This window comes from Nocardia sp. NPDC059195 (assembly GCF_042754695.1).
Lineage (GTDB): Bacteria > Actinomycetota > Actinomycetes > Mycobacteriales > Mycobacteriaceae > Nocardia.
On the sequence record NZ_JBHZBG010000035.1, the window covers coordinates 1 to 23,054 of the forward strand.

22 protein-coding genes are annotated in these 23,054 nt (G+C 68.4%); 6 read left to right on the forward strand and 16 right to left on the reverse strand.

From position 1 onward, the window contains the following. Positions 1–266: 266 nt before the first annotated feature. From ACFXKN_RS29630 to ACFXKN_RS29655, 6 genes are all read right to left on the reverse strand, one after another. Positions 267–980 (reverse strand): MBL fold metallo-hydrolase, encoded by a 714-nt coding sequence (locus tag ACFXKN_RS29630; protein ID WP_379434244.1) that lies wholly within the window; start codon positions 978–980, stop codon positions 267–269. A gap of 133 nt (positions 981–1,113) precedes the next feature. Continuing rightward, positions 1,114–1,863: an adenosylcobinamide-GDP ribazoletransferase gene (locus ACFXKN_RS29635; RefSeq protein ID WP_379434245.1), complete on the reverse strand. Its 750-nt coding sequence runs from the start codon at positions 1,861–1,863 to the stop codon at positions 1,114–1,116. A gap of 91 nt (positions 1,864–1,954) precedes the next feature. Next, positions 1,955–3,070, reverse strand: coding sequence for a nicotinate-nucleotide--dimethylbenzimidazole phosphoribosyltransferase (gene cobT / locus ACFXKN_RS29640; protein WP_379434246.1), 1,116 nt, complete (start codon positions 3,068–3,070; stop codon positions 1,955–1,957). A 39-nt stretch (positions 3,071–3,109) separates the two neighbouring features. Beyond that, positions 3,110–3,646 (reverse strand): bifunctional adenosylcobinamide kinase/adenosylcobinamide-phosphate guanylyltransferase, encoded by a 537-nt coding sequence (locus tag ACFXKN_RS29645; RefSeq protein WP_378964227.1) that lies wholly within the window; start codon positions 3,644–3,646, stop codon positions 3,110–3,112. Between the two features lie 79 nt (positions 3,647–3,725). Beyond that, positions 3,726–4,640, reverse strand: coding sequence for an alpha/beta hydrolase (locus tag ACFXKN_RS29650; protein ID WP_379434247.1), 915 nt, complete (start codon positions 4,638–4,640; stop codon positions 3,726–3,728). Positions 4,641–4,896: 256 nt separating this feature from the next. Further along, positions 4,897–5,850 (reverse strand): helix-turn-helix domain-containing protein, encoded by a 954-nt coding sequence (locus tag ACFXKN_RS29655; RefSeq protein WP_379434248.1) that lies wholly within the window; start codon positions 5,848–5,850, stop codon positions 4,897–4,899. A gap of 85 nt (positions 5,851–5,935) precedes the next feature. Between ACFXKN_RS29655 and ACFXKN_RS29660 the strand changes: the two genes are divergently transcribed. After that, entirely contained in the window at positions 5,936–6,103 is a 168-nt protein-coding gene (locus tag ACFXKN_RS29660; protein WP_379434249.1) for a hypothetical protein, read from the forward strand. A gap of 203 nt (positions 6,104–6,306) precedes the next feature. Here ACFXKN_RS29660 and ACFXKN_RS29665 read toward each other — a convergent pair whose 3' ends face one another. Continuing rightward, positions 6,307–6,906 carry a DUF3043 domain-containing protein gene (locus tag ACFXKN_RS29665; protein WP_378964693.1) on the reverse strand — a complete coding sequence of 200 codons (600 nt, stop codon included), beginning with the start codon at positions 6,904–6,906 and terminating at the stop codon, positions 6,307–6,309. Between the two features lie 315 nt (positions 6,907–7,221). On the opposite strand from ACFXKN_RS29665, the gene ACFXKN_RS29670 reads away from it, so the two are divergent. Both ACFXKN_RS29670 and ACFXKN_RS29675 read left to right on the forward strand, forming a co-directional pair. After that, positions 7,222–7,578: an iron-sulfur cluster assembly accessory protein gene (locus tag ACFXKN_RS29670; RefSeq protein WP_056816608.1), complete on the forward strand. Its 357-nt coding sequence runs from the start codon at positions 7,222–7,224 to the stop codon at positions 7,576–7,578. A 420-nt stretch (positions 7,579–7,998) separates the two neighbouring features. Further along, the gene (locus ACFXKN_RS29675; protein WP_378964688.1) at positions 7,999–8,925 is read left to right on the forward strand and encodes a carbohydrate kinase family protein; all 927 of its coding nucleotides are present in this window, start codon (positions 7,999–8,001) and stop codon (positions 8,923–8,925) included. Between the two features lie 137 nt (positions 8,926–9,062). On the opposite strand, the gene asnB is transcribed toward ACFXKN_RS29675, so the two are convergent. Continuing rightward, positions 9,063–11,039 carry an asparagine synthase (glutamine-hydrolyzing) gene (asnB, locus tag ACFXKN_RS29680; RefSeq protein WP_378964684.1) on the reverse strand — a complete coding sequence of 659 codons (1,977 nt, stop codon included), beginning with the start codon at positions 11,037–11,039 and terminating at the stop codon, positions 9,063–9,065. 483 nt (positions 11,040–11,522) lie between these two features. On the opposite strand from asnB, the gene ACFXKN_RS29685 reads away from it, so the two are divergent. Together ACFXKN_RS29685 and ACFXKN_RS29690 are read left to right on the forward strand one after the other, a co-directional pair. Beyond that, a complete protein-coding gene (locus tag ACFXKN_RS29685) occupies positions 11,523–12,512 on the forward strand; it encodes a cytochrome c oxidase subunit II (RefSeq protein WP_378964676.1) in 990 nt (329 codons plus the stop codon). A 10-nt stretch (positions 12,513–12,522) separates the two neighbouring features. Beyond that, positions 12,523–12,939 carry a cytochrome c oxidase subunit 4 gene (locus ACFXKN_RS29690; protein ID WP_101463622.1) on the forward strand — a complete coding sequence of 139 codons (417 nt, stop codon included), beginning with the start codon at positions 12,523–12,525 and terminating at the stop codon, positions 12,937–12,939. A 59-nt stretch (positions 12,940–12,998) separates the two neighbouring features. Here ACFXKN_RS29690 and ACFXKN_RS29695 read toward each other — a convergent pair whose 3' ends face one another. From ACFXKN_RS29695 to ACFXKN_RS29705, 3 genes are all read right to left on the reverse strand, one after another. Next, positions 12,999–14,270: an FAD-binding oxidoreductase gene (locus ACFXKN_RS29695; protein ID WP_378964207.1), complete on the reverse strand. Its 1,272-nt coding sequence runs from the start codon at positions 14,268–14,270 to the stop codon at positions 12,999–13,001. Positions 14,271–14,321: 51 nt separating this feature from the next. Then, positions 14,322–15,875: an alkaline phosphatase D family protein gene (locus tag ACFXKN_RS29700; protein WP_378964200.1), complete on the reverse strand. Its 1,554-nt coding sequence runs from the start codon at positions 15,873–15,875 to the stop codon at positions 14,322–14,324. 96 nt (positions 15,876–15,971) lie between these two features. After that, the gene (locus tag ACFXKN_RS29705) at positions 15,972–16,664 is read right to left on the reverse strand and encodes an O-methyltransferase (RefSeq protein WP_378964195.1); all 693 of its coding nucleotides are present in this window, start codon (positions 16,662–16,664) and stop codon (positions 15,972–15,974) included. A 161-nt stretch (positions 16,665–16,825) separates the two neighbouring features. Between ACFXKN_RS29705 and ACFXKN_RS29710 the strand changes: the two genes are divergently transcribed. Next, the gene (locus tag ACFXKN_RS29710; RefSeq protein WP_378964189.1) at positions 16,826–17,530 is read left to right on the forward strand and encodes a TetR/AcrR family transcriptional regulator; all 705 of its coding nucleotides are present in this window, start codon (positions 16,826–16,828) and stop codon (positions 17,528–17,530) included. Between the two features lie 19 nt (positions 17,531–17,549). On the opposite strand, the gene ACFXKN_RS29715 is transcribed toward ACFXKN_RS29710, so the two are convergent. The 5 genes from ACFXKN_RS29715 to ACFXKN_RS29735 all read right to left on the reverse strand — a co-directional run bounded on the left by ACFXKN_RS29715 (position 17,550) and on the right by ACFXKN_RS29735 (position 23,035). Beyond that, complete coding sequence (locus tag ACFXKN_RS29715; RefSeq protein WP_378964185.1) at positions 17,550–18,929, reverse strand: ABC1 kinase family protein; 1,380 nt, start codon at positions 18,927–18,929, stop codon at positions 17,550–17,552. 331 nt (positions 18,930–19,260) lie between these two features. Beyond that, a complete protein-coding gene (locus ACFXKN_RS29720) occupies positions 19,261–19,989 on the reverse strand; it encodes a lysophospholipid acyltransferase family protein (protein WP_378964176.1) in 729 nt (242 codons plus the stop codon). A gap of 118 nt (positions 19,990–20,107) precedes the next feature. Beyond that, entirely contained in the window at positions 20,108–21,103 is a 996-nt protein-coding gene (locus ACFXKN_RS29725) for an ROK family protein (protein WP_378964171.1), read from the reverse strand. After that, complete coding sequence (locus tag ACFXKN_RS29730) at positions 21,100–21,795, reverse strand: hypothetical protein (RefSeq protein ID WP_379434250.1); 696 nt, start codon at positions 21,793–21,795, stop codon at positions 21,100–21,102. The genes ACFXKN_RS29725 and ACFXKN_RS29730 overlap by 4 nt, the downstream gene beginning before the upstream one ends. Further along, the gene (locus ACFXKN_RS29735; protein ID WP_378964164.1) at positions 21,785–23,035 is read right to left on the reverse strand and encodes an ArsA family ATPase; all 1,251 of its coding nucleotides are present in this window, start codon (positions 23,033–23,035) and stop codon (positions 21,785–21,787) included. The genes ACFXKN_RS29730 and ACFXKN_RS29735 overlap by 11 nt, the downstream gene beginning before the upstream one ends. Positions 23,036–23,054 lie beyond the last annotated feature (19 nt).

Genomic DNA, 23,054 nt, shown 5'->3' on the forward strand with positions numbered 1-23,054 from the left:
AGCCTTCGGCTCAGCGCTTTCGAGCGCTAACCGGCGACCCGGCCGCGGACCGGCCACTTCGTGGCCGCCGCTCCCTATGGGTCGCGGGTGCGGGGCTGGGAGTGCGGTCATGGCGGACCTGGGGTGCACGGTGGGGCTGGGAGTGCGGTAGGGCTGCGGACTTCGGGGTGTGGGGTGGGGCTGGGAGTGCGGTCATGGCTGCGGTCTTCGGGGTGTGGGGTGGGGCTGGGAGTGCGGTCATGGCGGGCTTGGGTTTACGGGAGTTGTTATCCCGGCATCAACGCCTGCCATTCGCCGAGGGACTTCGGGCGTAGGACGTAGTTGCTTTCGCACACGGAAGTCAGTGCGGCGCTGGGGGCTTCGGAGTACCAGTGGCCGGGGTAGACGACTGGGTTGCCGTCGAGGGCGGCTAGTTGGCGCAGGCTGCGGAACATCTCGTCGGAGTCGCCGCCGGGGAAGTCGGTGCGGCCGCAGCCGTCGATGAACAGGGTGTCGCCGGAGATGAGGCGGCCGTCGAACAGGAAGCACTGGCTGCCGGGGGTGTGGCCGGGCGTGTGCAGTAACTCGATGTCGAAGGCGCCGACCTTCACCTTGTCGCCGTGGTCGTGGCCGGTCAGCTCGCTGGGGGCGATGCCGGTGGTCTGGGCGACCCAGTCCAGTTCGAGCTTGTTGACGTGCACCGGGACGCTGGTCTTCTCGAGCAGTTCGGCCACGCCACCGAGGGTGAAACCGAGCATGGTGCCACCGACATGGTCGGGGTGATGGTGGGTGGCGAGTACGCCGGACACGCGCATGCCGTCGGCCGCCGCGACGTCGACCAGGTCGGCCGCCTGGTAGGCAGGATCGACCAGCAGGGTCTCGCCGGTCTCCCGGTCGCCGATCAGATACGCGAAGTTGCGCATCTGCGTGGCGATCGGATCGCCGACGGCGTAGTCCCGGCCGGACAGCAGCTGGCGGAAGTAGAGGCGCTCGGATGACATGCGCTCCACTGTATTGCCACCGATGTGCTGGCAACCCACCCGAGTACCGTTGACCGGACGGTCTGTGGGACCACACAACCGCCGATATCCCGGACTTGTGGCCAGTCGGAGTTCGGTGCGATTTCGCGATCGGCTATAACGCCAGCGAGAAGCCCACCGCGGCAACCGAAACCGTGATTTCGATGACAGTTCCGAGAATATCGCCGGAGAGGCCTTCGAACCGGCGGACGCAGTGGCGGGTGATCGCGAAGGTCAGCGCGAGGCCGGCGATCACCACAACGGGGCCGAGCCAGAGGTTGGCTGGGACCGCCGCGACCGCGGTGACAACCGCGAGCGCCGACCAGATCAGCACAGCGCCGCGGCGCTGAGTGCCCGCGACCAACGCGCCGAAACCCGCGTCGGGGGCGGCGGGGATGCCGGTGCGGCAGGCCAGCACGACGGCGACTCGGCCCGCGGCGACGGCGAGGACGATCGCGAGCCAGCGCTGCTGATCGGCCAGAGTCGCGAAGGCGACCGATTGGACAGCGATGGCGAAAATGAGGGCGGCGACGCCGAACGGTCCCGCGCCACCGGACTTCATGATCTCGCGAGCGCGGGCGGGTGGTCCGTAACTCCCGAGGCCGTCGACGGTGTCGGCCAGGCCGTCGAGGTGCATGCCCCGGGTGAGCAAGGCGAGCAGGCCTACGGTGAGCACACCGGCGAGCAGGGTGGTCAGGCCCGCGCTGACCAGCAGCCAGAGCGCGGCCGTCGCCGCCGCCCCCAGAGCGAGGCCGATCAGGGGAGCGAGGGTAATGGCGTGGCCCGCGATCCGTCGGTCCACCGTCGCGGGGCCTGGCACCGGGATGACCGAGAGCCAGGAGACCGCCAGTCTCAGGGCGTCCATGGCGAGGTCTCCGCGGTAGTACCCGATCCTGCCGAGCAGTGCACCAGGTCGGGCCTCCGGGTGGGCGTCTCGACGGCCCAGCGGAACTCGCTCACTTCGCCAGGTCGACGGTGTCCGATTCCGCGGCGCCCGTGCTGACACCCGCGTCGGCGAAGGTCGACATTTCGGCGAGGGTGGCGACGGCAGCGCGCAGGATCGGGAGGGCGGTGAGGGCGCCGGAGCCTTCGCCGAGGCGCATCTCGAGATCGATCAGCGGGGTCAGGCGCAGGTGCTTCAAGGCCAGGTCGTGGGCGGGTTCGGTGGAGCGGTGGGCCGGGAGCCACCAGGCTTTCGCGCCCGCGGCGATGTCTTCGGCGACCATGGCCGCGGCGGTGACCACGACGCCGTCGAGCAGAACGGGGGTCCGGCGGATGGCGGCCTGGGCGAGGAAACCGGCCATGGCGGCGAAGTCGGCGCCCGCGGCGACGCGGAGCAGGTCGACGGGGTCGGTGGCCACGGGTCGGGCGCGGCGCATGCCGTCGCGGATGGCGGCGACCTTGCGAATCCAGCCCTGGTCGTCGACGCCGGTGCCGCGGCCGACAGCGGCGACGGGTTCGGTGCCGGTGAGTACGGCGATGAGGACGGTGGCGGGGGTGGTGTTGCCGATGCCCATGTCACCGGCGATGAGCAGGTCGGCGCCCGCGTCGATCTCCTCGTCGGCGATCGCGCGGCCCGCGGCCAGCGCGGCGGTGATCTCGGCTTCGGTGAGGGCGTCCTCGCGGTCGATGGAACCGCTCGACCGGCGAACTTTGTGCTGGGAAACCGAAGGCTCGGTGTCGCCGTCGACGGCGATATCGACGACCCGCACGGTCGCGCCCGCCACGGCGGCCAGTGCGTTCACGGCCGCGCCGCCCGCCAGGAAATTGGCCACCATCTGCGCGGTGACCTCGCTCGGATATGCCGAAACGCCGTGCTTCGCCACGCCGTGATCGCCCGCGAACAGCACCACCCTGGCGCGTTCGAACTGCTCGGGCGGGCACACGCCCTGGCACGCGGCGACCCAGTTGCCGAGTTCCTCGAGCCGTCCCAGCGATCCGGCCGGTTTGGTGAGCTGCGTCTGGCGCTGCTCGGCCGCCGCGCGCACCTGCGCGTCCGGGGCCGCGACCGGGTCGAATCCGTGAGTCACTGGCAAGCCTTTCGGAAGTGGTACTGGGTGTTCGACGCTCATCTTGCCCGGATCACGGTGCGCGGCGCCGACCGACCCGGCTCATTTCAGTCGAATCGGCAGCCCGGCGACGATGAGATACGCCGCGTCGCACGCCCGCGCGAGACGCTGGTTCAGCGTGCCGATCTCGTCGCGGAACAGCCGCCCCGAACGGGTCGCGGGAATGACGCCCATGCCCACCTCGGGCGATACGATCACCAACCGCCCTCGGTAGGCCTCGACGGCTTCGACGAGGGTGTCGCAGTCGGGGCCGACGGTGCCGCGCGGTGCGTCCCAGGCCGCGCGGGCATCCAGACGCGCGGTGAGCCAGGTGCCGATGTCATCGAGCAGCGTCGCGGGGGCCCCGGTGGCGAGAACCGTTGCGGGCTCGATGTTCTCGACGGTCGTCCAGTGCGCGGGGCGCCGGTCGCGGTGGACGGCGATCCGGTCGGCGAAGTCGTGATCAGCGGGGTCGAGGACAGCAGTGGCCAGGTAGCGGACCGCGGTCGCATCGGCCACGAGGTCCTCCGCAAAGGCGGACTTACCGGAGCGAGCGCCACCGAGGACGAGGATGCGGGTCTGCTCGACGCTGGCTGGCATTCCAGCACCGTAGCTGTTCCGCCTCCCCGCGACTTTTGCCGGTCGTGGGTGGGGAGCGGGCTCCGTGCTGGTGGCTAGGTCAGCGCGTCCCGAGAGCGTCGAGGATCATCGGGCGGGCAGTGGTGAGTGCCTGTTGCCAGTACGGCCAGGTGTGGGTGCCGTTGACGATGTCGACGCGGGCGGAGACACCGAGGGCGGTGGCCCGGTCGCGGAAGATGCCGGCGGCGACCACCGTCATCGCCTCGAGGCTCATCGCGTTGAGGGTGTTGCCGAGACCGTAGGGGACGTCGGCGGAGCCGGGGACGCCATTGCCGGTGGTGACGTAGAGGGGCAGGCCGCGTAGACGCTCGAGCTGGGCGGTGGCGTCGTTGCGGACCCACGCGGGATCGCTCGCCGGGCCCCACATGTCGTCGACGTTGAAATTGCCCTCGTCGCGCATGGCGACGCGCATGGCTTCGTTCCACATCGGGTAGGTCGGGTTGACGAAGCCGGAGAACGAACCGGCGAAGCGGAATTGGTCGCGGTGGTGGGCCGCGAGGACGAGTGCGGCGTTGCCGCCCATGGAGGCGCCGACGATCGCGTTGTTGGTGCGCGAGACCCCGTATCCGGCAAGGAAATCGGGGAGTTCGCGGGTGAGGAACGTTTCCCACTTGTAGGCCGTCTTCTGACCGTTGGTTCGGCTTGGCCGGTACCAGTCGGTGTAGAAACTGGAGTGCCCGCCGACCGGGAACACCAAAGTGACGTTGTCACCGGCGAATTGGCGCAGGGCGTCGGTGTCGGTGGTCCACTGGCTGTGGTCGGCGGGTGCGCGCAGACCGTCGAGCAGGTACAGCGCTGAGCTGCCGCCGCGCGAAGCCCACTGCACCTGGACCTTGATCGGGCCCATGCTCGACGGAACGAACAGCTCCTCGAAACCGCCTGCGGGCGCGCGCATCACCGGTGCCGCGATCGGCACGGCAACGGCCGCGGACGTGCCGACGGACGACACGACCACGGCCGCCGCGACGATCGTGAGAGCTCTGCTCAGCCGACGAAAACTTCCCCACCCAACGTGAAACACCTTGCTAGCCGACCAGTTTCCGCCGGTCGCGTCAAGTCGATTGTGGGGCTTCACAGCATCCGGGCAGTGCCTACCGCATCAATTCGCCGATGCGAGCCTGCGCGGTATCGGGCCGACCCGATGTGTCCCGGGCACTGCGCACCGCGGCTCGGGCGGTGAACGATCTTGCTGCCAAAGGTTTTCCCGAGGCTCAACCGGCCGCACCGAAGCGGCGCCGGTATTCGGTGGGCGCGATGCCGACCTGGCGCTGGAAGTGGTGGCGCAACAGGGCGCCGGAGCCGAAACCGGACTCCTCGGCGATCCGCTCCAAGGCCATGCCGGTGGTTTCGAGCAGGTGCTTGGCGAACAGGACGCGCTGGGTGGTGAGCCACTTGACCGGGGTAGTGCCGGTCTCGGCGGCGAAGTGGCGGGCGAAGGTGCGAGTGGACATGCTGGAGCGGGCGGCGAGTTCGTCGACGGTGTGCGGGTGGGCGAGGTTCTCGGTGAGCCACGCCAGGGTGGTGGACAGGCCGAGGGAGCTGCACTCGGGGACCGGCTGTTCGATGAACTGGCGCTGGCCGCCGTCGCGTTGCGGCGGAACGACCATGCGGCGCGCGATGCCGTTGGCGGCGGCGGTGCCGATCTCGCGACGGACCAGGTGCAGGCACGCGTCGATGCCGGCGGCGGTGCCCGCGCTGGTGATCAGGTTGCCCTCGTCGACGAACAGGACGTCGGGGTCGACGGTGGCCTCGGGGAACGTCGCGGCGAGTGTGTCGACATAGCGCCAGTGGGTGGTGCACTTGCGGCCGTCGAGTAGACCTGCCGCGCCGGCCAGGAAGGCACCCGAGCAGACGGTGAGGATGGTCGCGCCCGCATCGGCGGCATCGCGCACCGCTTCGAGGACCCGGTCGTCGTACTTGCCGATCGGGGAGGCGGGGATGGCGACCAGGTCGGCTTTCGTGAGTTGGTCGAGGCCGAAGTCGGGGGTGACGGAGATGCCGGGGGTGGTCGAGCGCAATGGCTTGCGGGGCTCGGCGCCGCAGACCCGGAAGTCGAAGCCGGGCAGGCCGTCGGCGGTGCGGTCGAGGCCGAAAACCTCACAGACGACACCGAATTCGAACATGGCGAGCCGGTCGTTGAGGACCACGGCGACGTTCGAGAGCACGCCTCATCCTAGCTGGCTGAATCTTTACGCACAATGACAGAACAGCCACTTTCGGCTGAAAATCATCGAGCGCAAAATTACTGCCATGCTTACTTTTCTGATCGTCCTCGCCGCCATCATCGGACTCGCCGTACTGATCGGTCACGGCACCGCCGGAACCACCGGAATCACCGACCGCGACGCCCAGCGCATGGACATCGAACTCAAGGCCATCGCGGGCTACGCCGACTACATCCGCCCGAGTCATCACTGAAAACACGAATACGCGATCGCGTCGAAAGTGACCACCCTCACGGGCGAATCGCCGCGCCTCCCGCAACCACCTACGGACTCCCAGTCAAGCCACCACGTTTTCGGCCGCCCCGGATCCGAGGGGCGAGACGGAACGCCGAAGGCGCAGTATCGCCCCTCGGATTCGGGGTTACGAGGCCGAAAACCCGCGGCGCCAGCCGCCAATTACACCGCGTCGCCGGGGCCGACCCTGGGCTTCGGGGCGCGCATCTTGCGGATCTGGGAGGCGCGGACGAACGCGTACCAGCCGAGCTTGAAGCCGGTGTCGGTGGTGTCGGGGAAGCGTTCGATCACCCGGTTGTTCACGATCTTGCCGAGGACGAAGCCCTCGATGATCATGAAGACCATCATCACCAGCATGGCCAGGGTCACGATGGTCTGCAGGCCGGGGGCCACGAACATCGACAGGATCAGCACCAGTGCCATCGGCATGAACAGGCCGACCAGGTTGCGGCGGGCGTCCACCAGATCGCGCACGTACGCGCGGACGGGGCCCTGATCGCGGGGCAGCAGGTACTTGTCCTCGCCGGCGAGCATGCGGGCGCGGCGGTCCTGCACGGCGGCGCGGCGGTCGGCCGCGGCGGCCTTGCGATCCTGCTTGCTGCCCTTGACGGCCTTGCGGCGGGCGCGGGCTTCCTTGGCAGTCAGTGGGGCGGGCGCGACGGGGCCGCGCCGCTTGCCTTCGGCCTCTCGCCTTTTCGGCGTCGGCTTGCCCTTACCGGGGGTGGTCGAAGTGGTGGCGGCGGCCTGTTCGGAGCCGGACACCGACGGGTCGACGGACTCGTCGGTGGTGCTGGACTCGTCGCGACGGAACAATTTCACGTTCACCAGGCTATTCGATGATGCCGACCATCGGGAAATGCGGTCCGCTCAACGGTGGGCCCGATCTCATACCAGGTGGTCTGCGACGCAGATCACGCCGTTATAGGGCGTACTGTGGGCGCAAGCACCCAGGTGGCGGCTACTCGGCTGCGCCGAGGGTGGCAAAATAGGAATAGCAGTTGCTGCGACAGCGTTGAAATCAGTCGTGCGCTGTGCACCTGAGGTCCGTTGACGGGCTGAGTCGAACTAGGAGTGTCCATGACTGTGCAGAACGAGACCGCCACCGAGACCCACGGTGCGACGCTGACCGACGCTGCCGCCATCAAGGCGAAGGCGCTGCTCGACCAGGAGGGCCGCGACGACCTGGCCCTGCGGATCGCCGTGCAGCCCGGTGGCTGTGCCGGTCTTCGCTACCAGCTGTTCTTCGACGATCGCATCCTCGACGGTGACATCGTCGTCGAGTTCTCCGGCGTGAAGCTGGCTGTCGACCGCATGAGCGCCCCGTACATCGACGGCGCCTCGATCGACTTCGTCGACACCATCGAGAAGCAGGGCTTCACCATCGACAACCCGCAAGCCACCGGCTCCTGCGCCTGCGGCGATTCGTTCAACTAGCGGCTGGCGCCGCGGGTTTTCGGCAGCGTTAATCAGCGGCTGGGCCGCGGGTTTTCGGCCTCGTAACCCCGAATCCGAGGGGCGATACTGCGCCTTCGGCGTTCCGTCTCGCCCCTCGGATCCGGGGCGGCCGAAAACGTGGTGGTTGGGTTGGGAGTCCGTAGGTGGGCGGGTAAGTGCGCGTGGTCCACTCGTGAGGGTGGATACCTTCGGTGCGGTGGCACGTGGGCCATTTGTGACGGGGGTTGCCCCCGGCGGGGTGCTCAGGTTGCGCTGAGGTGAACCATCGGGGTGTGGCGCTTGCTACCGTTGAAGTCCGGGATCGGTTGATCCCGGACTTCTTTTGTTTCCCGTCTAGCGTCGAAGGGGCCCTGCCTCGTGTCTGTTGCCGTGTCCGCATCCATCGCCACCGACCACCTCATGCGCTTCCCCGGCCGGTTCGCCGATGCGCTGCTCGCTGATCAACTCGATCATGTGTCCCTGAGCTTTCTCGTCGACGATCTGCAGATCCGCCGTGGCGGAGTGGCGGGCAACATCGCCTATGCGATGGGTCTGCTGAAGCAGCGTCCGGTGCTCGTGGGTGCCGTCGGCGCCGATTTCGCAGAGTACCGCCAGTGGCTGGAGGCCAGCGGCGTCGACTGCTCCGCGGTGCACGTCTCCGCGACGTCGCACACCGCGCGGTTCGTGTGCACGACCGATGAGACGATGGCGCAGATCGCCTCGTTCTATCCGGGTGCGATGAGCGAGGCGCGCGATATCGACATCGCCGCGATCGCCGCCGCGCACGACGTCGACCTGGTGCTGGTGGGTGCCAACGATCCCGAGGCGATGGTCGCGCACACCCGCCAGGCCAAGGCGCAGGGCATCGCCTATGCCGCCGACCCGTCCCAGCAGCTGGCTCGCCTCGACGGCGAGCAGGCGAGCGAACTGGTCGACGGTGCGGCCTACCTGTTCACCAACAAATACGAGTGGGCCCTGCTGCAGCAGAAGACCGGCCTCAGCGAAGCCGACATCACCGCCAAGGTCGGCATCCGGGTCACCACACTGGGCTCCGAAGGTGTGCTCGTCGTCGACGCCGACGGCACCGAGGTCCGCGTCGGCGTGGTGCCCGAGGTGGCCAAGGTCGACCCGACCGGCGTCGGCGACGGTTTCCGCGCCGGCTTCCTCACCGCCCACCGCGCCGGCCTGAGCCTGGAACGCGCCGCCCAGCTCGGCTCCCTGATCGCGGTCCTCATCCTGGAAACCACCGGCACCCAGGAGTGGACCCTCAACACCGAAGACGCACTCGAGCGCCTCACCAAGGCCTACGGCACCGACGCCGCCGACGAACTGGCCTCGCTTCTGTAGCGATGATCTACGCCCCGGGGTGGCACGTGCCACCCCGGAATGCGTAGCGCAACAACTGATTTCGTTACGACATGGGTAACTCGCCGGGAACGGCCAGAACCCGCATGGTCCTGACCGTCGGCCCGGCTACTCAGCCCTTACGCACTCACGTCCGGCTGAATACCCGGAGAGGCGGGCCGGACCGGGTAGGTCGGTTCCTGGATTTCGGGCTTGATGCGGTCTTCTACGAAGATGCCGTGCCAGACCATGAAGACCAGGACGGTCCAGAGGCGGCGGCTGTGGTCCGAGAGGCCTGCTTTGTGGTCGCGGAGCATCTGGAGGATGGCCGGCTTGTTCAGCAGGTGGTCGGTCTGGGACTCGGCGATCTGGGTTTCGGCCCAGTCGTAGAGTTCGGTGCCGCGCAGCCAGTGGCGCAGGGGGACCGGGAAGCCGAGCTTGGCGCGGTGGAGGACGTGGTCGGGGACGATCCCGTCCAGGGCCTGGCGCAGCGCGTACTTCGAGGTTTCCTTGGTGATCTTCTGGTCGAAGGGGATGCCTTCGGCGACGCGCATGACCTCGTTGTCGAGGAACGGCACACGCAGTTCGAGTGAGTTGGCCATGGTCATTTTGTCGGCCTTGACCAGGATGTCGCCGCGCAGCCAGGTGAACAGGTCCAGGTGCTGCATGCGGGCGACCGGGTCCCAGCCGGCGGACTGGGCGTAGATCGGGGCGGTCACGTCCTGGTGGGTCCACTCGGGGCGGAAGTCGCGCAGGACCGAGCGCAGCTGGGCGTCGTTGAAGCTGCGGGCGTTGCCGTAGTAGCGCTCTTCGAGGGACAGCGATCCGCGGTGCAGAAGGGACTTGCCGCGCTTGCCGTCGGGGATCTTGTCGCTGAGCTTGCCGAGCAGCTTGCGCGCACCGGCAGGCAGGTATTCGAAAGGCTTGAGCGACAACGGTTCCCGGTAGATCGTGTAGCCGCCGAACAGTTCGTCGGCGCCCTCACCGGAGAGCACCACCTTGACGTGCTTGCGGGCCTCCTTGGCCACGAAGTACAGCGGGACCAAGGCAGGGTCGGCGACCGGGTCGTCGAGGTACCAGACGATCTCGGGGATCGCGGCGGCGAACTCGGCGGGGGAGACCACCTTGACGATGTGGCGGGCGCCGATCAGCTCGGCGCTCTCGGCGGCCACGTCGACCTCGGAGTAGCCCTCGCGCTCGAACCCGGTGGTGAAGGTGATCAGCTTCGGGTTGTGGCGCATGGCCAGCGCGGCGATGGCGGTGGAGTCGATGCCGCCGGACAGGAACGAACCGACGGTGACATCGGCGCGCATGTGCTTGGCGACCGAGTCCTCCAGCGCGGCGGCGATCTCGGCGTAGCGGGCCTTCTCCGCACCCTCGGCGAACGGGCGAACCCGGAAGTCGGGGCGGAAGTAGCGGGTTGTGACCGGCTCCTGGCCGAGCTTCACCGTGGCGTAGGTGCCGGATTCGAGGCGGCGGATGTTGCGGTGCAGCGACTCGGGCTCCGGCACGTACTGCAGCACCGTGTAGTGCTCGAGGGCGCGCGGGTCGAGCTCGTCGGACAGGTCGAGCGGGCTCAGCAGTTCGAGCAGGCTCTTCTTCTCGCTGGCGAAGGCGGTGCCGCCGGGGCCGGTCGCGATGAACAGCGGCTTGATACCGAACGGGTCGCGCGCCAGGAACAGCTGCGAGGTCTCGGTGTCCCAGATCGCGAAGGCGAACATGCCGCGCAGCTTGCGCACGGCCTCGGGGCCCCAGAAGTGGAAGGCGGCCACGATGGCCTCGCCGTCACCGTCGGTGGCGAAGATCTTGGCATCGGGGAATTCGGCGCCGTGTTCGACGGCCAGCTGCTCGCGCAGCTCGAGGTAGTTGTAGATCTCGCCGTTGAAGGTCATCGCGTAGCGCTGCGGGTTGTCCGCGGGCCCCCAGCGCAGCGGCTGGTGCGAGTGCTCGATATCGATGATGGACAGGCGATTGAACCCGAAGATCATGTGATCGTCGTGCCAGGTGCCCTTCTCGTCCGGGCCACGATGCCGCTGGCAGTGCAGCGCGTCGTACACCTGATCGACCACCGCGGTCGTCGCGGAATCAGCTGTCAGGAATCCGAGCAGTCCGCACACGGTGTCGCCCAACCTTCTCTCGTTCGATGATGGGTGGCCACAAACGGGCCGAAACGCTGTGTCCGAGTATGCCGCACACCTGCCCGACACGCCGCGCTCGCCCGCTCGCGCGGGGCACCCGGTCGCCAGACGGGGGTCAAACCGCAGGTCGCGATGATCGGTGACGTCACGGCGGAGTGTCGAAAGTGACCCCGCGACAAGACAGTGCCCGCTTTGGTCTACGCTGCGTAGTACTCAGGTCCTTCTCAGGTGTGCAGGCGTCACAGCGGCAATACTTCAGGACGGCCTGAAACTGCTTTGAAGAGGTGTCGGAACGGGCGAATCGCCGCCCGGACGACGCAATGTGTCGGAATGTGTGGCGACCAGGAAGGCGTGAGCGTGGCGCACAAGGCGAGCGAAGAGATCGGGGCACGACCCGTTAAGGGCCGGCAGGGCCGGATCCTTCGGCGGGCCGGGCTGGCGGTGTCCTTGGGGATCACCGCGATGCTCGTCTCGGGCTGCTCGATCGACAATGTTTGGCTCCGATTCGGCTGGCCATCGGGTATCACCCCGCAGGCCACCCGGATGCGTGAGTTGTGGACCTGGTCGGTGCTGGCCGCGCTCGCCATGGGCGTGCTGGTCTGGGGCCTGACCTTCTGGACGGTCATCTTCCACCGCAAGCGCAAGAACTCCCCGGAGTTCCCGCGCCAGACCGGGTACAACGTGTCGCTCGAGCTGACCTACACGGCGATCCCGTTCGTGATCATCGCGGTGCTGTTCTACTTCACCGTGGTCGTGCAGAACTACGTGCACGAGAAGACCGACAACCCGGATGTCACCGTCGATGTGACCGCCTTCCAGTGGAACTGGAAGTTCGGCTACCGCAACATCAACAATGTCGGCGGTCTCACCTGGAACGGCATCGATACCGAGCGAGAGCTGCTGAACGAAGAGCAGCTCGCCGAGTACCGTGAGCTGAAGAACGACAAGGGTCACCCGCAGCCGGGTCCGTTGCACGGCAAGCCGGCCAACGACATCCTCTCGTACCTGCACTACGACAAGGTCGAGACCTTCGGCTCCAGCGAAGAGATTCCGGTCCTGGTGCTGCCGACCGGCAAGCGCATCGAGTTCCAGCTCGCCGCCGCCGACGTGATCCACGCCTTCTGGGTGCCGGAGTTCATGTTCAAGCGCGACGTGATGCCGAACCCGAAGGAAAACCAGTCCGACAACGTCTTCCAGATCTCGGAGATCGAGAAGGAAGGCGCGTTCGTCGGCCGCTGCGCCGAGATGTGCGGCACCTACCACTCGATGATGAACTTCGAGGTCCGCGCGGTCTCGCCGGAGAAGTACGCCAAGTACATGCAGGCGCGCATCGACGGCAAGACCAATGGTGAGGCGCTGGCATCGATCGGCGAGTCGCCGGTGGCCACCTCCACGTACCCCTTCAACACCAAGCGCGATATCAAGAGCGCTTCGGTGAACGAGAGCAAGTGAGGATTCTGATATGAGGATCGAAGCGCGGATCTTCGAACTGCTCACGGCCTTCTTCATCCTGGTTGGCATCGTCTACGGGTTCTTCACCGCGCAGTCGCGCACCGGCATCGAGTGGGCAGGCACCACCGCGATCGTGCTGACCGCGGGCCTGTCGCTGATCATCGGCACCTACTTCCGGTTCGTCGCGCGTCGCATCGACCTGCGGCCCGAGGACTACGAAGAGGCCGAGATCGTCGACGGCGCCGGTGACCTGGGCTTCTTCTCACCCGGCAGCTTCTGGCCCATCCTCCTGGCGGCCGCTGGTTCGGTCACCGCGCTGGGCCTGGCGTTCTTCCAGTTCTGGCTGATCGGTCTCGGCGTGGTGCTCGTGCTCGCCGCCGCAGCCGGCCTGGTGTTCGAGTACTACCTGGGTGCCGAAAAGCACTGAGTTACAAGTAAAAGGAAGGCCCCCACCGGAATCCGGTGGGGGCCTTCCTTTTCGGCTGTCTAGACGCTGTAGCGCAGTGCCTGTTCCGAGCGGCAGATGTCGTCGATACCGGCGACGATCTCGCGCAGCTGCTCCGAGGGCAGGGCGGAGGGGCGCAGGCGGCAGGTGAAGGTGATCAGGCCGTAGTCGGCGGGGGTGAGGCCGCGGGCGGCGGCTTCGGCGCGCAGGTACTCCGAGCGCACGCCGTAGGTCATCGCGGAGATCACGGTGAAGCAGCCCGAGCGTTCGCGGTGAGCCGAGAACAGGTCGTGCAGGCCGTAGAAGACCGAACCGTAGTTGGCCAGTGGAGCGAACACGCCTACGCGGTACGCGGGGCCGCGCTCGGAGGAGTTGATCACGGTGTCGGCCAGGTACTCGGCGTCGCGCATGGTGAGGACCTTCGGCGCGAACATCAGCGCGCCCGCCGCCGCGTTGCGGACCGGCATGCCCGCCCGCCCGCCCGCGGCGGAGGCGATGGCGCCCAACGACTTGCGGGTCCGCGTGCCGACCTCGCGCCGGGCCCGCAGGCCGCGGGTGGGGGCGGTGGGGTACAGGCTCGACCACTGACCGAAGCGGACGGCACCGAGAGTCACCTGGCCGGTGCCGACGGGGCGCGCCACCTTCAGCGGTGCGGTATCGACCCAGCGGCCGACCTGGAGTGCCGCGCTGCCGGGGTTGGTGATCTCGTTGGTCGCGTGCTCGACGAAGGAGTCGAAGTCGAGGAAACGGTCGGCGTCGGTGGTGAGCATGGTGTGGTCTTTGTCGACCTCGACCACATCGAGGGTCAGCGCGGTGATGATGCCCGCGCGACCACCCGCGCCGAGGATGCGATGGAAACGCTCGGTGTGGTGGCCGCGCCCGCAGGTGCCGATCCGGCCGTCGGGGTCGACGTACTCGAGGTCGACGATCTGGTCGATGAACATGCCGTAGCGGTGCGAGGCGGTGCTCACCCCGCCGACGGAGGCGAAACCGCCCGCGGTGATGTCGCGATGATCGCCGACCACCGGCAGGCCGAGGCTGTGCGCGCCGAGGCGGCGGTCGATCTCGGACAGCTTCGCGCCCGCCTGCACGCGCACGGTGCGTCGACCCAGGTTGATGTCGAGCACCGAGTTCATCTTGCGCAGCGAGAGCACGCCGCGCTGATCGGTCAGACCATAGGACTCTTCGGTCTGTTCACCGCCGCGCACCGTCAACCGTTCCGACCGGCCGCGCGAATCACGCACAGTGCGAACGACATCCGCCGTATCGGTGGGGAGATATTCTTCGGAGATGACGGTTTGCGGCGTGCCCATGACCGCATAGCTAACCACAGGTGCGCGGTTCTTGCGCAGGGTACTTCGCACCTATTTCCGCGTGGGCGCGAGTTGCTTGGTGAACAGGACTTTTCCGGTCGCGTCGCACAAGTTGACGGTCATTTCTCCGGTGCGGCCGTCGATCTTCACCTCGCCGAAGTGCTGGTACTCCGGGTCCATCGGGGAGGTGTTGGGTGTGGGCGGCGCGTGGACATAGACCGCTTCGGGTCCGAAGGTGGGGTCGAGGGGGTTGGGGCCGAACGCGCCGGCGTTGAGCGGGCCCGAGACGAACTCCCAGAACTCGTCGAAGTCGGTGAAGGCGGCGCGGGTGGGGGAATAGTGGTGCGCGGCGGTGTAGTGGACGTCGGCGGTGAGCCAGACGACGTCGGCGACCTTGTTCGCCTTGATCGCCGAGAGCACCTGGGCGATCTCGGTCTCGCGGCCCGAGGGTGCGCCGGGGGCCGCGTTGGCGGGGCCTTCGAAGGCGGTCTTGCCGTCGGGGACGATGACGCCGAGCGGCAGGTCGGCGGCGACGATCTTCCAGGTGGCCTTGGAGTCCTTCAGGCCGTCGGTGAGCCACTTGGTCTGGGCGGCGCCCAGGATCTGGCCCTTGGCCGCGGTATTGGCGGTGTTGGCGTCCTTGTAGGCACGCATGTCGAGGACGAATACATCGAGCAGCGGGCCGTAGGAGATCTTGCGGTAGAGACGGCCGTCGACGGCTTCCTTGGGCTCCAAGGGCATCCACTCGTGGAAGGCCTGCCAGGACCGCGTCGCGAGGGTGTCCATGCTGCGTTCGGTGTAGCCCTTGTCGGCGGCCACCGTGCCGCCGGGGGACCAGTTGTTGGTGGTCTCGTGGTCGTCCCACTGGACGATCTGGGCGACGGCGGCGTTGAACCGGCGGTAGTTGTCGTCGGTGAGGTTGTAGGCGTAGTTGCCGCGGAACTGGTCGAGGGTTTCCGCGGGCGCGTTCTTCGCCTCGGCGGTGATGTTGCGCCAGATCCGGCCGTCGGGCAGCGTCACCGACTCCTTCAGCGCGTTGTCGGCGTAGATGCAGTCGCCGGAGTGCAGGAACAAGTGTGGGTCGCGAGCGGCCATGGCGGAGAACACCTTCATACCGCCGAGGTCGGGGTTGATCCCGAAACCCTGGCCCGCGACGTCACCGGACCACAGCAGCGAGATGTCGGCGGGCGCGGTCGGCGCCGTGCGGAACACGCCGGTGAGCGTCTCCGAGCTCGCGCCGCCCTCCCCGTCGAGGCGCACCCGGTAGTGCACGAGCTGCCCGGCGGGCAGACCGTTCACCCGCACCCGCCCGGTGCCGTCGGTAGCCGGGGTGAGCAGCGGCCCGGTGAATCGCTTGACGTCTGTGAACTTCTCGCTCGCCGACGTCTCCACCACCAGCGTCGCGGGCGTGTCCGACCGAGCCCAGATCAACGCACCATCACTACGCGGATCCCCGACCGCGACCCCGTGCGTGAGCGCGGGCCTGGCCCGCACCAGAGCGGGCCCATCATCACCACAGGCCACCAGGGCGGGAGCAGTCACCACACCGAGAGCGGTTGCGCGCAGCAGCGTGCGCCGAGACATCGCGAAATCCGAAACAGCCATGAACCTCACGGTGCGCCACCGGTCGGAACACGCGGTCGTTAGCAAGGCAACGGAACATGAACGATGCCGTACGACGGGCCGAACACGGTTGGCCCATCAGAGCTTGACTGCCATCTCCAAACCTCCTTCGAACGGCAGCGTTTGGGTGGTGAACCCATTGCCTGGATCATCGATGAAGTCGAACAGATCGCGGTAGCTCGGTGGGCGGTTCTCGGTGTTATCGACGATGACGACGGCGCCGCGGCGAAGGTGGGGTGCGATCAACTCGATCGCGGGACGGGCCATGACCGGCCAGATATCGATCAGGGCGAAATCGATGGGTTGATCGATGTGCTGAAGGGTTTCGCGGAGGTCGCCCTCCCGGAGGTCGACGTATCGGTCGAGGTCGGCGGAGGCGAGGTGTTCGCGCGCACCGGCGGCCTTGGCGGGTTCGTGTTCGGTGCCGATGACCACGCCGGGCTGTCCGTCTTCGGTGGCGACCAGGTGGATCGCCTGGGCGAGATAGAGGGTGGAGACGCCGTACGAAGTGCCCACTTCTACCGCGCATTTCGCGCGGAGGGCGAGGCAGAGGCGGTGGCAGAACAGTGCCTTGTCGTGGTCGAGAGCGACGAATTTGTCGGCGAGGAAGCGCGTGGCGTCGTTGTCGATCGTGCCTGGATCGAGCGCTTCGCCGCGTTCGGCGCGGGCGGTGAAATGGTCACCGATATCGACGATCTGGTCGGTGCTTCGCTGCTGCAGCTCGGCGATCAGCCGATCGAGGTGCGGGTTTCGCAGTTCGCTGTGTGTCACGGGGACAACCTTTCTTGCTGGAAATCTTTGCGCGGCACGGCGGCGGTGTTCGGGCGCGCGGCGGTTCCGCTGTCGTTCGGGGCGACCGGCCCCAGTCTGCGACCGCGGCGCGTTAATGTCAATGATGTGTGAACATCAAGCGCCTGGGTTATCGTGCAGGAGTGCCGGACCAGCTATCACCAGGGCGTCAGCGCCGAAGTCCGGTCGCCCGAGGCGGGCGGCCGACGCTCAACGCCGACCTGATCGCCGCGGCCATGCTCGAGTTGGCCGGGCGCGACGGGTTCCGTGCGGTGACGATGCAGGTCCTCGCCGAACATCTCGGGGTGACCGTGCGTGCGCTGTATCGCCATGTCCGGGACCGGCAGGATGTCGTCGACCGGGCGGTCGAACTCTGGCTGGCGAAATGGCCTGAGCCCGAACTCGATCCGGGCGATTGGCGGGCGAGCTTTGCCGAGTACTGCCGCCTGCGACGCGAAACGAACCGCGCGCATCCGCGTGCGCTGCTCTTCTCTCTCGATGAGCAAGTCGGCGATGTGCGCCTGCACCCGAGGCGCCTCACCGCGCCCGACGCCTTCCTCGGCTTCCTGACCGGCCTCGGCCTGAGCATGCCCGACGCGCTGTTCGTGCACCGCGACCTGACCCTGCGGCTGTACGCCTTCGCCCTGCTCGTCGACTACCGCCATGACCTCGGTCAGCCGGGTGTCGGCGACTCTCCGATGCCGAGGCGCTGGCTCGATCGCTTCCCCGATCTGGACGTGCCCCACCTGCGCGAAGCCATGGACGTTCCGCGCACCGACCCCGATGAAATGTTCGACCGCATGGTGGACGACATCGCCCACACCATCACCCGGCTCCGCGAGCGCTGAGCTGGGTGATGGGCTCCGCCTACAGCCCTGCCGCCGCGGCGGTTTCGGGGTACCAGCGGGTGCATTCGGCGCGGAGGGGGACGGCGGTGTGGAGTTGGCACAGGACTGCCAGGCCGCCGAGGAAGGAGCGGAGGATGGGGGTGTGGTCGGGGGGCATGGTCAGTTGGCGTAGGACGTTGGAGAGGCGGAGGTCGGTGGCCAGGCGGACTTGTTTGCGGAGCCAGGCGGAGGAGAGCGGGTAGGTGGGGGCGAGGAGGGCTTCGCGGGCCGGTTGGAGACGGGCGGCGACGGTGGCGATGTCGAGGTCGCGGTCGGGGGCCACGAACCCGTGGCGGCGCATGGCGGCCTCGAGGTCGGCGGGGGAGTCGGCGATGACGGCGGCGCCGACGTCGCCGGCTACGTCGAGGAAGGTGGCGGGCCAGGGAGTGCAGGCGCCGAAGTCGACGACACCGAGGCGGCCGTCGGGCATGCGCAGGAAGTTGCCGGGGTGTGGATCGCCGTAGACCATGGCGGCGCGGGCGGGGGCGGAGAACAGGAAGCGCATGATCAGCACGCCGAGGCGGTCGAGTTCGCCTGCGTTGCCGCGAATGATCAAGCGGGGCAGGGGAACACCGTCGAGCCATTCGGTGACCAGGACGTCGCCGCGCTGGGCGATCACCCGGCTCACCACGATATCGGGGTCGTCGGCGAAGGCGGTGGCGAAGGCACGCTGGTTGACGGCCTCACGGGCGTAGTCGAGTTCGTCGCGGATCTCGTCGCACAGCGCCTCCACCACCGGGCGGGTATCGGCGGCGGGCAGCAGTGCGGTGAACAGTGGGGTCGCGCGACGCAGGGCTTGCAGATCGGCGAGCACCGCGCGCCGGGAACCGGGGTACATGACCTTCACCGCGACCTGGGTGCCGTCGTGCCAGCGGGCGCGGTGGACCTGGCCGACCGAGGCGGCGGCGGCCGCGCGGTCCTCGAATTCGAGGAACAGTGAGCGCCAGTGCGGGCCCAGGTGGGCGGCGAGCTCCGCGTGGACCGCGCCGGGCAGCATCGCGGGTGCCGAATCGTGCAGTCGGGCAAGAGCTTGGCGGTACGGTTCGGCCAGGTCGGGAGCCAGTCCGAGTTCGAGTAGGCCGAGGAGCTGGCCCAGTTTCGCGACGCAGCCCTTGAGTTCGCCGAGCACCTGGAAGAGGTGTTCGGCGGTACGGACGCGGATGTCGCGGTCGACTTCGGCGGGGTCGCGGCCCGCGGCGCGTTTACCGAAGCCCGCGATGCGCCTGCCCGCGTAGGCGACCGGTACCGCGGCCAAGCGGGCGCCGCGTACCACCCGGCCGGTGGGTGGATTGCCGTCGCGAGGTGTCGCGCGCCGGGTGAACGGCATGACGCGACCCTCGTCGGATTCGCCTGCGGCCATGCCTACCTCGCTGTCCGCCGACGCCCGCCACCTCTGGTAGCCCACCCGCCCGTCGGCCATTGCCGCCAAAGATTACCAATCGGGTGTGCGGGTGTCCGGGCAACGACAGTCCAGCACAGCTGGTTCGCTCGAGGCCGGGCCGATAATCGGCGGCCCGATAGTCGAGCGCGACGCTCGACACGTGAGCTGATCGGCCCGTTCAGCGCTGGGTGGCTCTGGAAGTCCGGAATCGACCCAGGTTCCAGCAGGCGATCGCCCCTGTGTGTGTGCGGTCCGGCCGAGCGTGCTGACGTTGCGAGTCAGCTCATCGTGCGGCGCAACAGGGTTCGACTCAGCTCGCCTTGGTCTCGGGGATGCGGGTGGCGTCGATCTGATTGTCGGTGGGCGCGACGCCCTTCTTGAGGCTGTGCGCGTAAACGTCGACGTATTCCTGGCCGGTGAGGCGCATCAGTTCGTACATCACCTCGTCGGTGACGGCGCGTTCGACGAAGCGGTTGCCGCTCATGCCCTCGTAGCGCGAGAAATCAAGGGGCGCACCGAACTTCAGGGTGACCTTCTGACGACGCCACTTGAACGGTCCGGGCGGGCTCACCTTGTCGGTGCCGATCACCGCGACCGGGATCACCGGGACGCCGGTCTCGAGCGCGAGGCGTGCCATGCCGGTCTTGCCCTTGTAGAGGCGGCCGTCGGGGGAGCGGGTGCCCTCGGGGTAGAGGCCGACGAGGCGGCCCTCGTCGAGGAGCTTGGTGGCCGCGGTGAGCGCGTCCTCGGCGGCCGAGGCGCCGCTGCGGTCGATCGGGTACTGGCCGGTGCCGCTGAAGAAGAACTTCTGCAGGCGGCCCTTGAATCCGGGGGTGGTGAAGTACTCGGCCTTGGCCAGGTAGTTGATCCGGCGCGGGCTCAGCAGGGGAGCGAAGAGCCAGTCGGAGAAGGAGAGGTGATTGCCCGCCATGATGGCCGGGCCGTCGGTCGGGATGTTCTCGACCCCTTCGACCTCGGGCCGGTTGTACACGTGCATGAACGGTCCCACGAGAACGAACTTGATCAGCCAGTAGAGCATGACGTCCTTTCCCCGGGGACCGGGATGGTCGTGTAGAGCCTCGTCGGAAAACGACTTTACCGCTGGTCGCAGGTCACAACCAACCCAGGACGGTAGCCGCTGTGCATGGATGTGACACTCATCTCCCGGTGCGGCCCGCGACCGGTGTGTCCAGCGCCGCCCTGGCCAATTCCGCGGCGCCGATCATGCCGGCGGCCTCGCCGAGCTGGGTGGTGCGCAGCCGGGCCAGCGGGCGGTGCCCCGCGCCGGTCACCGCGGCCGCGTAATGCTCGCGGGCCTCGTCGAGGAACAGCGGCGCCGAACTGCTCACCCCGCCGGCGATCACCACGAGGTCGGGATCGAACAGATCGCTGACGAAGGCGAGGCCGAGGCCGAGCCAGCGGGCGAAGTCGGCCATCACCCGGACCGCGAGTTGGTCGCCGTCCTGGGCGGCGCCCGCGACCCGGCGGCCGGTGAGCGAGCCGGGATCACGGATCACCTCACGTGCCAGCGCCGAGCGCACGGGGTCGGTGGCGAGCATTTCGATGGCGGTTTCGGCCAGTGCCGTTCCGCTGCAGTAGCGCTCCCAGCAGCCGTGTTTACCGCAGGCGCAGGCGCGCCCCTCGGGGACGACCTGGAGGTGGCCGAGTTCGGGGGCGATGCCGTGGCTGCCGCGGTAGAGGCGGCCGTCGATGAGCAGGGCGGCGCCGATACCGGTGCCGATCGCGACGAGCACCACCGTCTGCCCGCCCGCCGCCGCGCCGAAGCGGTACTCGGCCCAGCCCGCGGCGTTCGCGTCGTGCTCGAGGATCACCGGCAGGCCGAGGCGCGCGGTGAGTCGTTGGGCGACGGGGGCGTTCTGCCACGGCAGGTGCGGGGCGAACAGGACCGTCGATTGATCCGTCGAGATGAAACCGGCGACGGCCAGCCCGACCGCCGCGATCGGATGGCGCCGGGCCAGCTCGCGCACCGAGCGGTCGATGGCGTCTTCGAGCGCGCGCGCCGAATGCGGGGTCGCCGCCTGCACGGTGTCGAGCACCTCGCCCTCGGCGTCGACCACCGAGGCGCGAATGTTGGTGCCACCTACGTCGATGCCGACCGTGAGCAGGTGTTGAGGGTCGATCCGGCTGGTCATCCCCGGATCGTCACCGGAATGTCGACATATTGCGAGCGTGGCGCGCGGGGGGCCGATCGATCCTCGGGGGCGGGGCGGCGGCGCTGAGACGGATTGTCGGCGAAAGCGTCTGTGCCCGAAGCATTCGCGGCGGCACCGGTCCGGTCCGGTTCGGGCGTGATGTGCGGTGTCCGGGTGGCCCGCGGGGCGGTGTATTCGTCGACCCGGCGAGGGCGCGGGACGCCGGACTGATCCGGGTGGGTGGCTCCCCGGCGTGGGCTGGAACCCGGATCCTGCAGACCCGTTGCGGCGTTCTGGCGTGGGGGCTGACCCGTGGGCTCGGTGGCTGGACCGTGCGCCGCTGCCGGGCCGTCGGTCGAATTCGGGTGTGCCGCAGCGTGTTCGGTCCACTCAGGAGGCAGGACCGGTTCGACGGGGATGCCCGCAAGGGCTTCGCGCAGGACCGTCACCATGGAGGTGCCGTGTTCGGCGAGGGCGGCGACGACGTCGTGGTGGTCGCCGCGCACCAGGGCCGCGGCCGCGCAGACCGGGCACCAGGCGCAGCCGCCCAGGTCGGCTCGGCCGTCGGCGGCGGTGCGGCGCAGCACCGGTTCGACCCGGGCCAGGAGGACTTCGGAGAGTAGGCGCAGCTCCTCGGTGAACTCGGCGAAGCCGTCGTGGCCGTGACGCTCGGACTGGGAGTCAGTGCTCATCTGCGGAGGCCTTCGTGTAGTTCGGATCGGCGGGCCACACCTGTGGGTCGGGCCGGAAGCGGACCACGAGGTGACCGGTATCGAGTTCGGCGCCCGCCACCGTGCAGCGTCGCAGCACCGGCGCGAGCCGTACGCGTGTGCGTACCCCGTCGGCTCCCACGATCAGATCGTCCTCCACTCGGCCCAGCCGCAAGGTGCCGGGATCGACCACCGGCAGCCGCATCCGCATCGCGTACACGGAGTCGACACCGGAGCCGGACTCCCATCGAACCATCGGTTCGCCCGATTCCGCGCCCTGAGCGTGCGCGGCGGGCAGCGTGTCGACCGAATGCGAGAACACCGCCAGCGAATTCACCCCCACCGGTTCGGCACCGGCGTGCTGGGCGATCAGGATCGGGACATCGGTGAGTTGTTCGTGTAGCCGGGCCACCACTTCGAGTTGCTCGGCGCGGCGGTTGAGGTACCAGTGCACGGCCGGGTGGGCGTTGTCGCCGGGCGGCGGCACCGGGGCGAGCACCTTGTTCACCACCACCGCGTCCATCCGCAGGCCGAGTAGCGCCGCCGCCGAACGCACCCGCCGTGCCTCGGCGACGGCGACCTGTTCGGGCCCGGTGATCAGGCGGGCGCTGGTGCGGGTGCGGTCGGCGAGGAGGTCGCGGACCTGTGTCACCGCCACCACGATCCGTTCGACCGCGGCCGCGAGCACCGCCTTGCGCAGGTCGAGGCCGATCGCGCTCATCGTGCGCGCGTGCTTGGGCCAGAGGCGTTCGAGGTAGTTGAGCATCGTGTCGGGGGCGGTGACGATGCGCAGCATGTCGGCCGAGGGCGGGCAGTCGACGACGATGACGTCCCAGTCGTTCTCCTCGGCGTACTGGGCGATCTCGACCAGCATCAACAGTTCCTGCACACCGGGCAGCCCGGTCAGCTCGGCCGGGTCGAGCGCGGCCAGATCGAAGCCGTGATCGTGTCCGCCGCCCTTGGCCAGCATCGCCACCACATCGCGGAAACGGTCCTCGAGCAGAGCGAGGGAGTCGATCTCGATCACCTCGATACCGGGGGCCACCCTGGCCACCCCGGCGACGGTGCCCGGATCGTGCGGGAAGCGGAAACCGAGCGCGTCGCCGAGCGAATGGGCCTGATCCAGCGAGGCGATCAGCACACGCTGACCCGAGCGGGCATAGGTCATGCTCGTCGCGCAGGCCAGCGTCGTCTTCCCGACACCACCCTTGCCGACGAACAACTCGACGCGGGTACCGCCC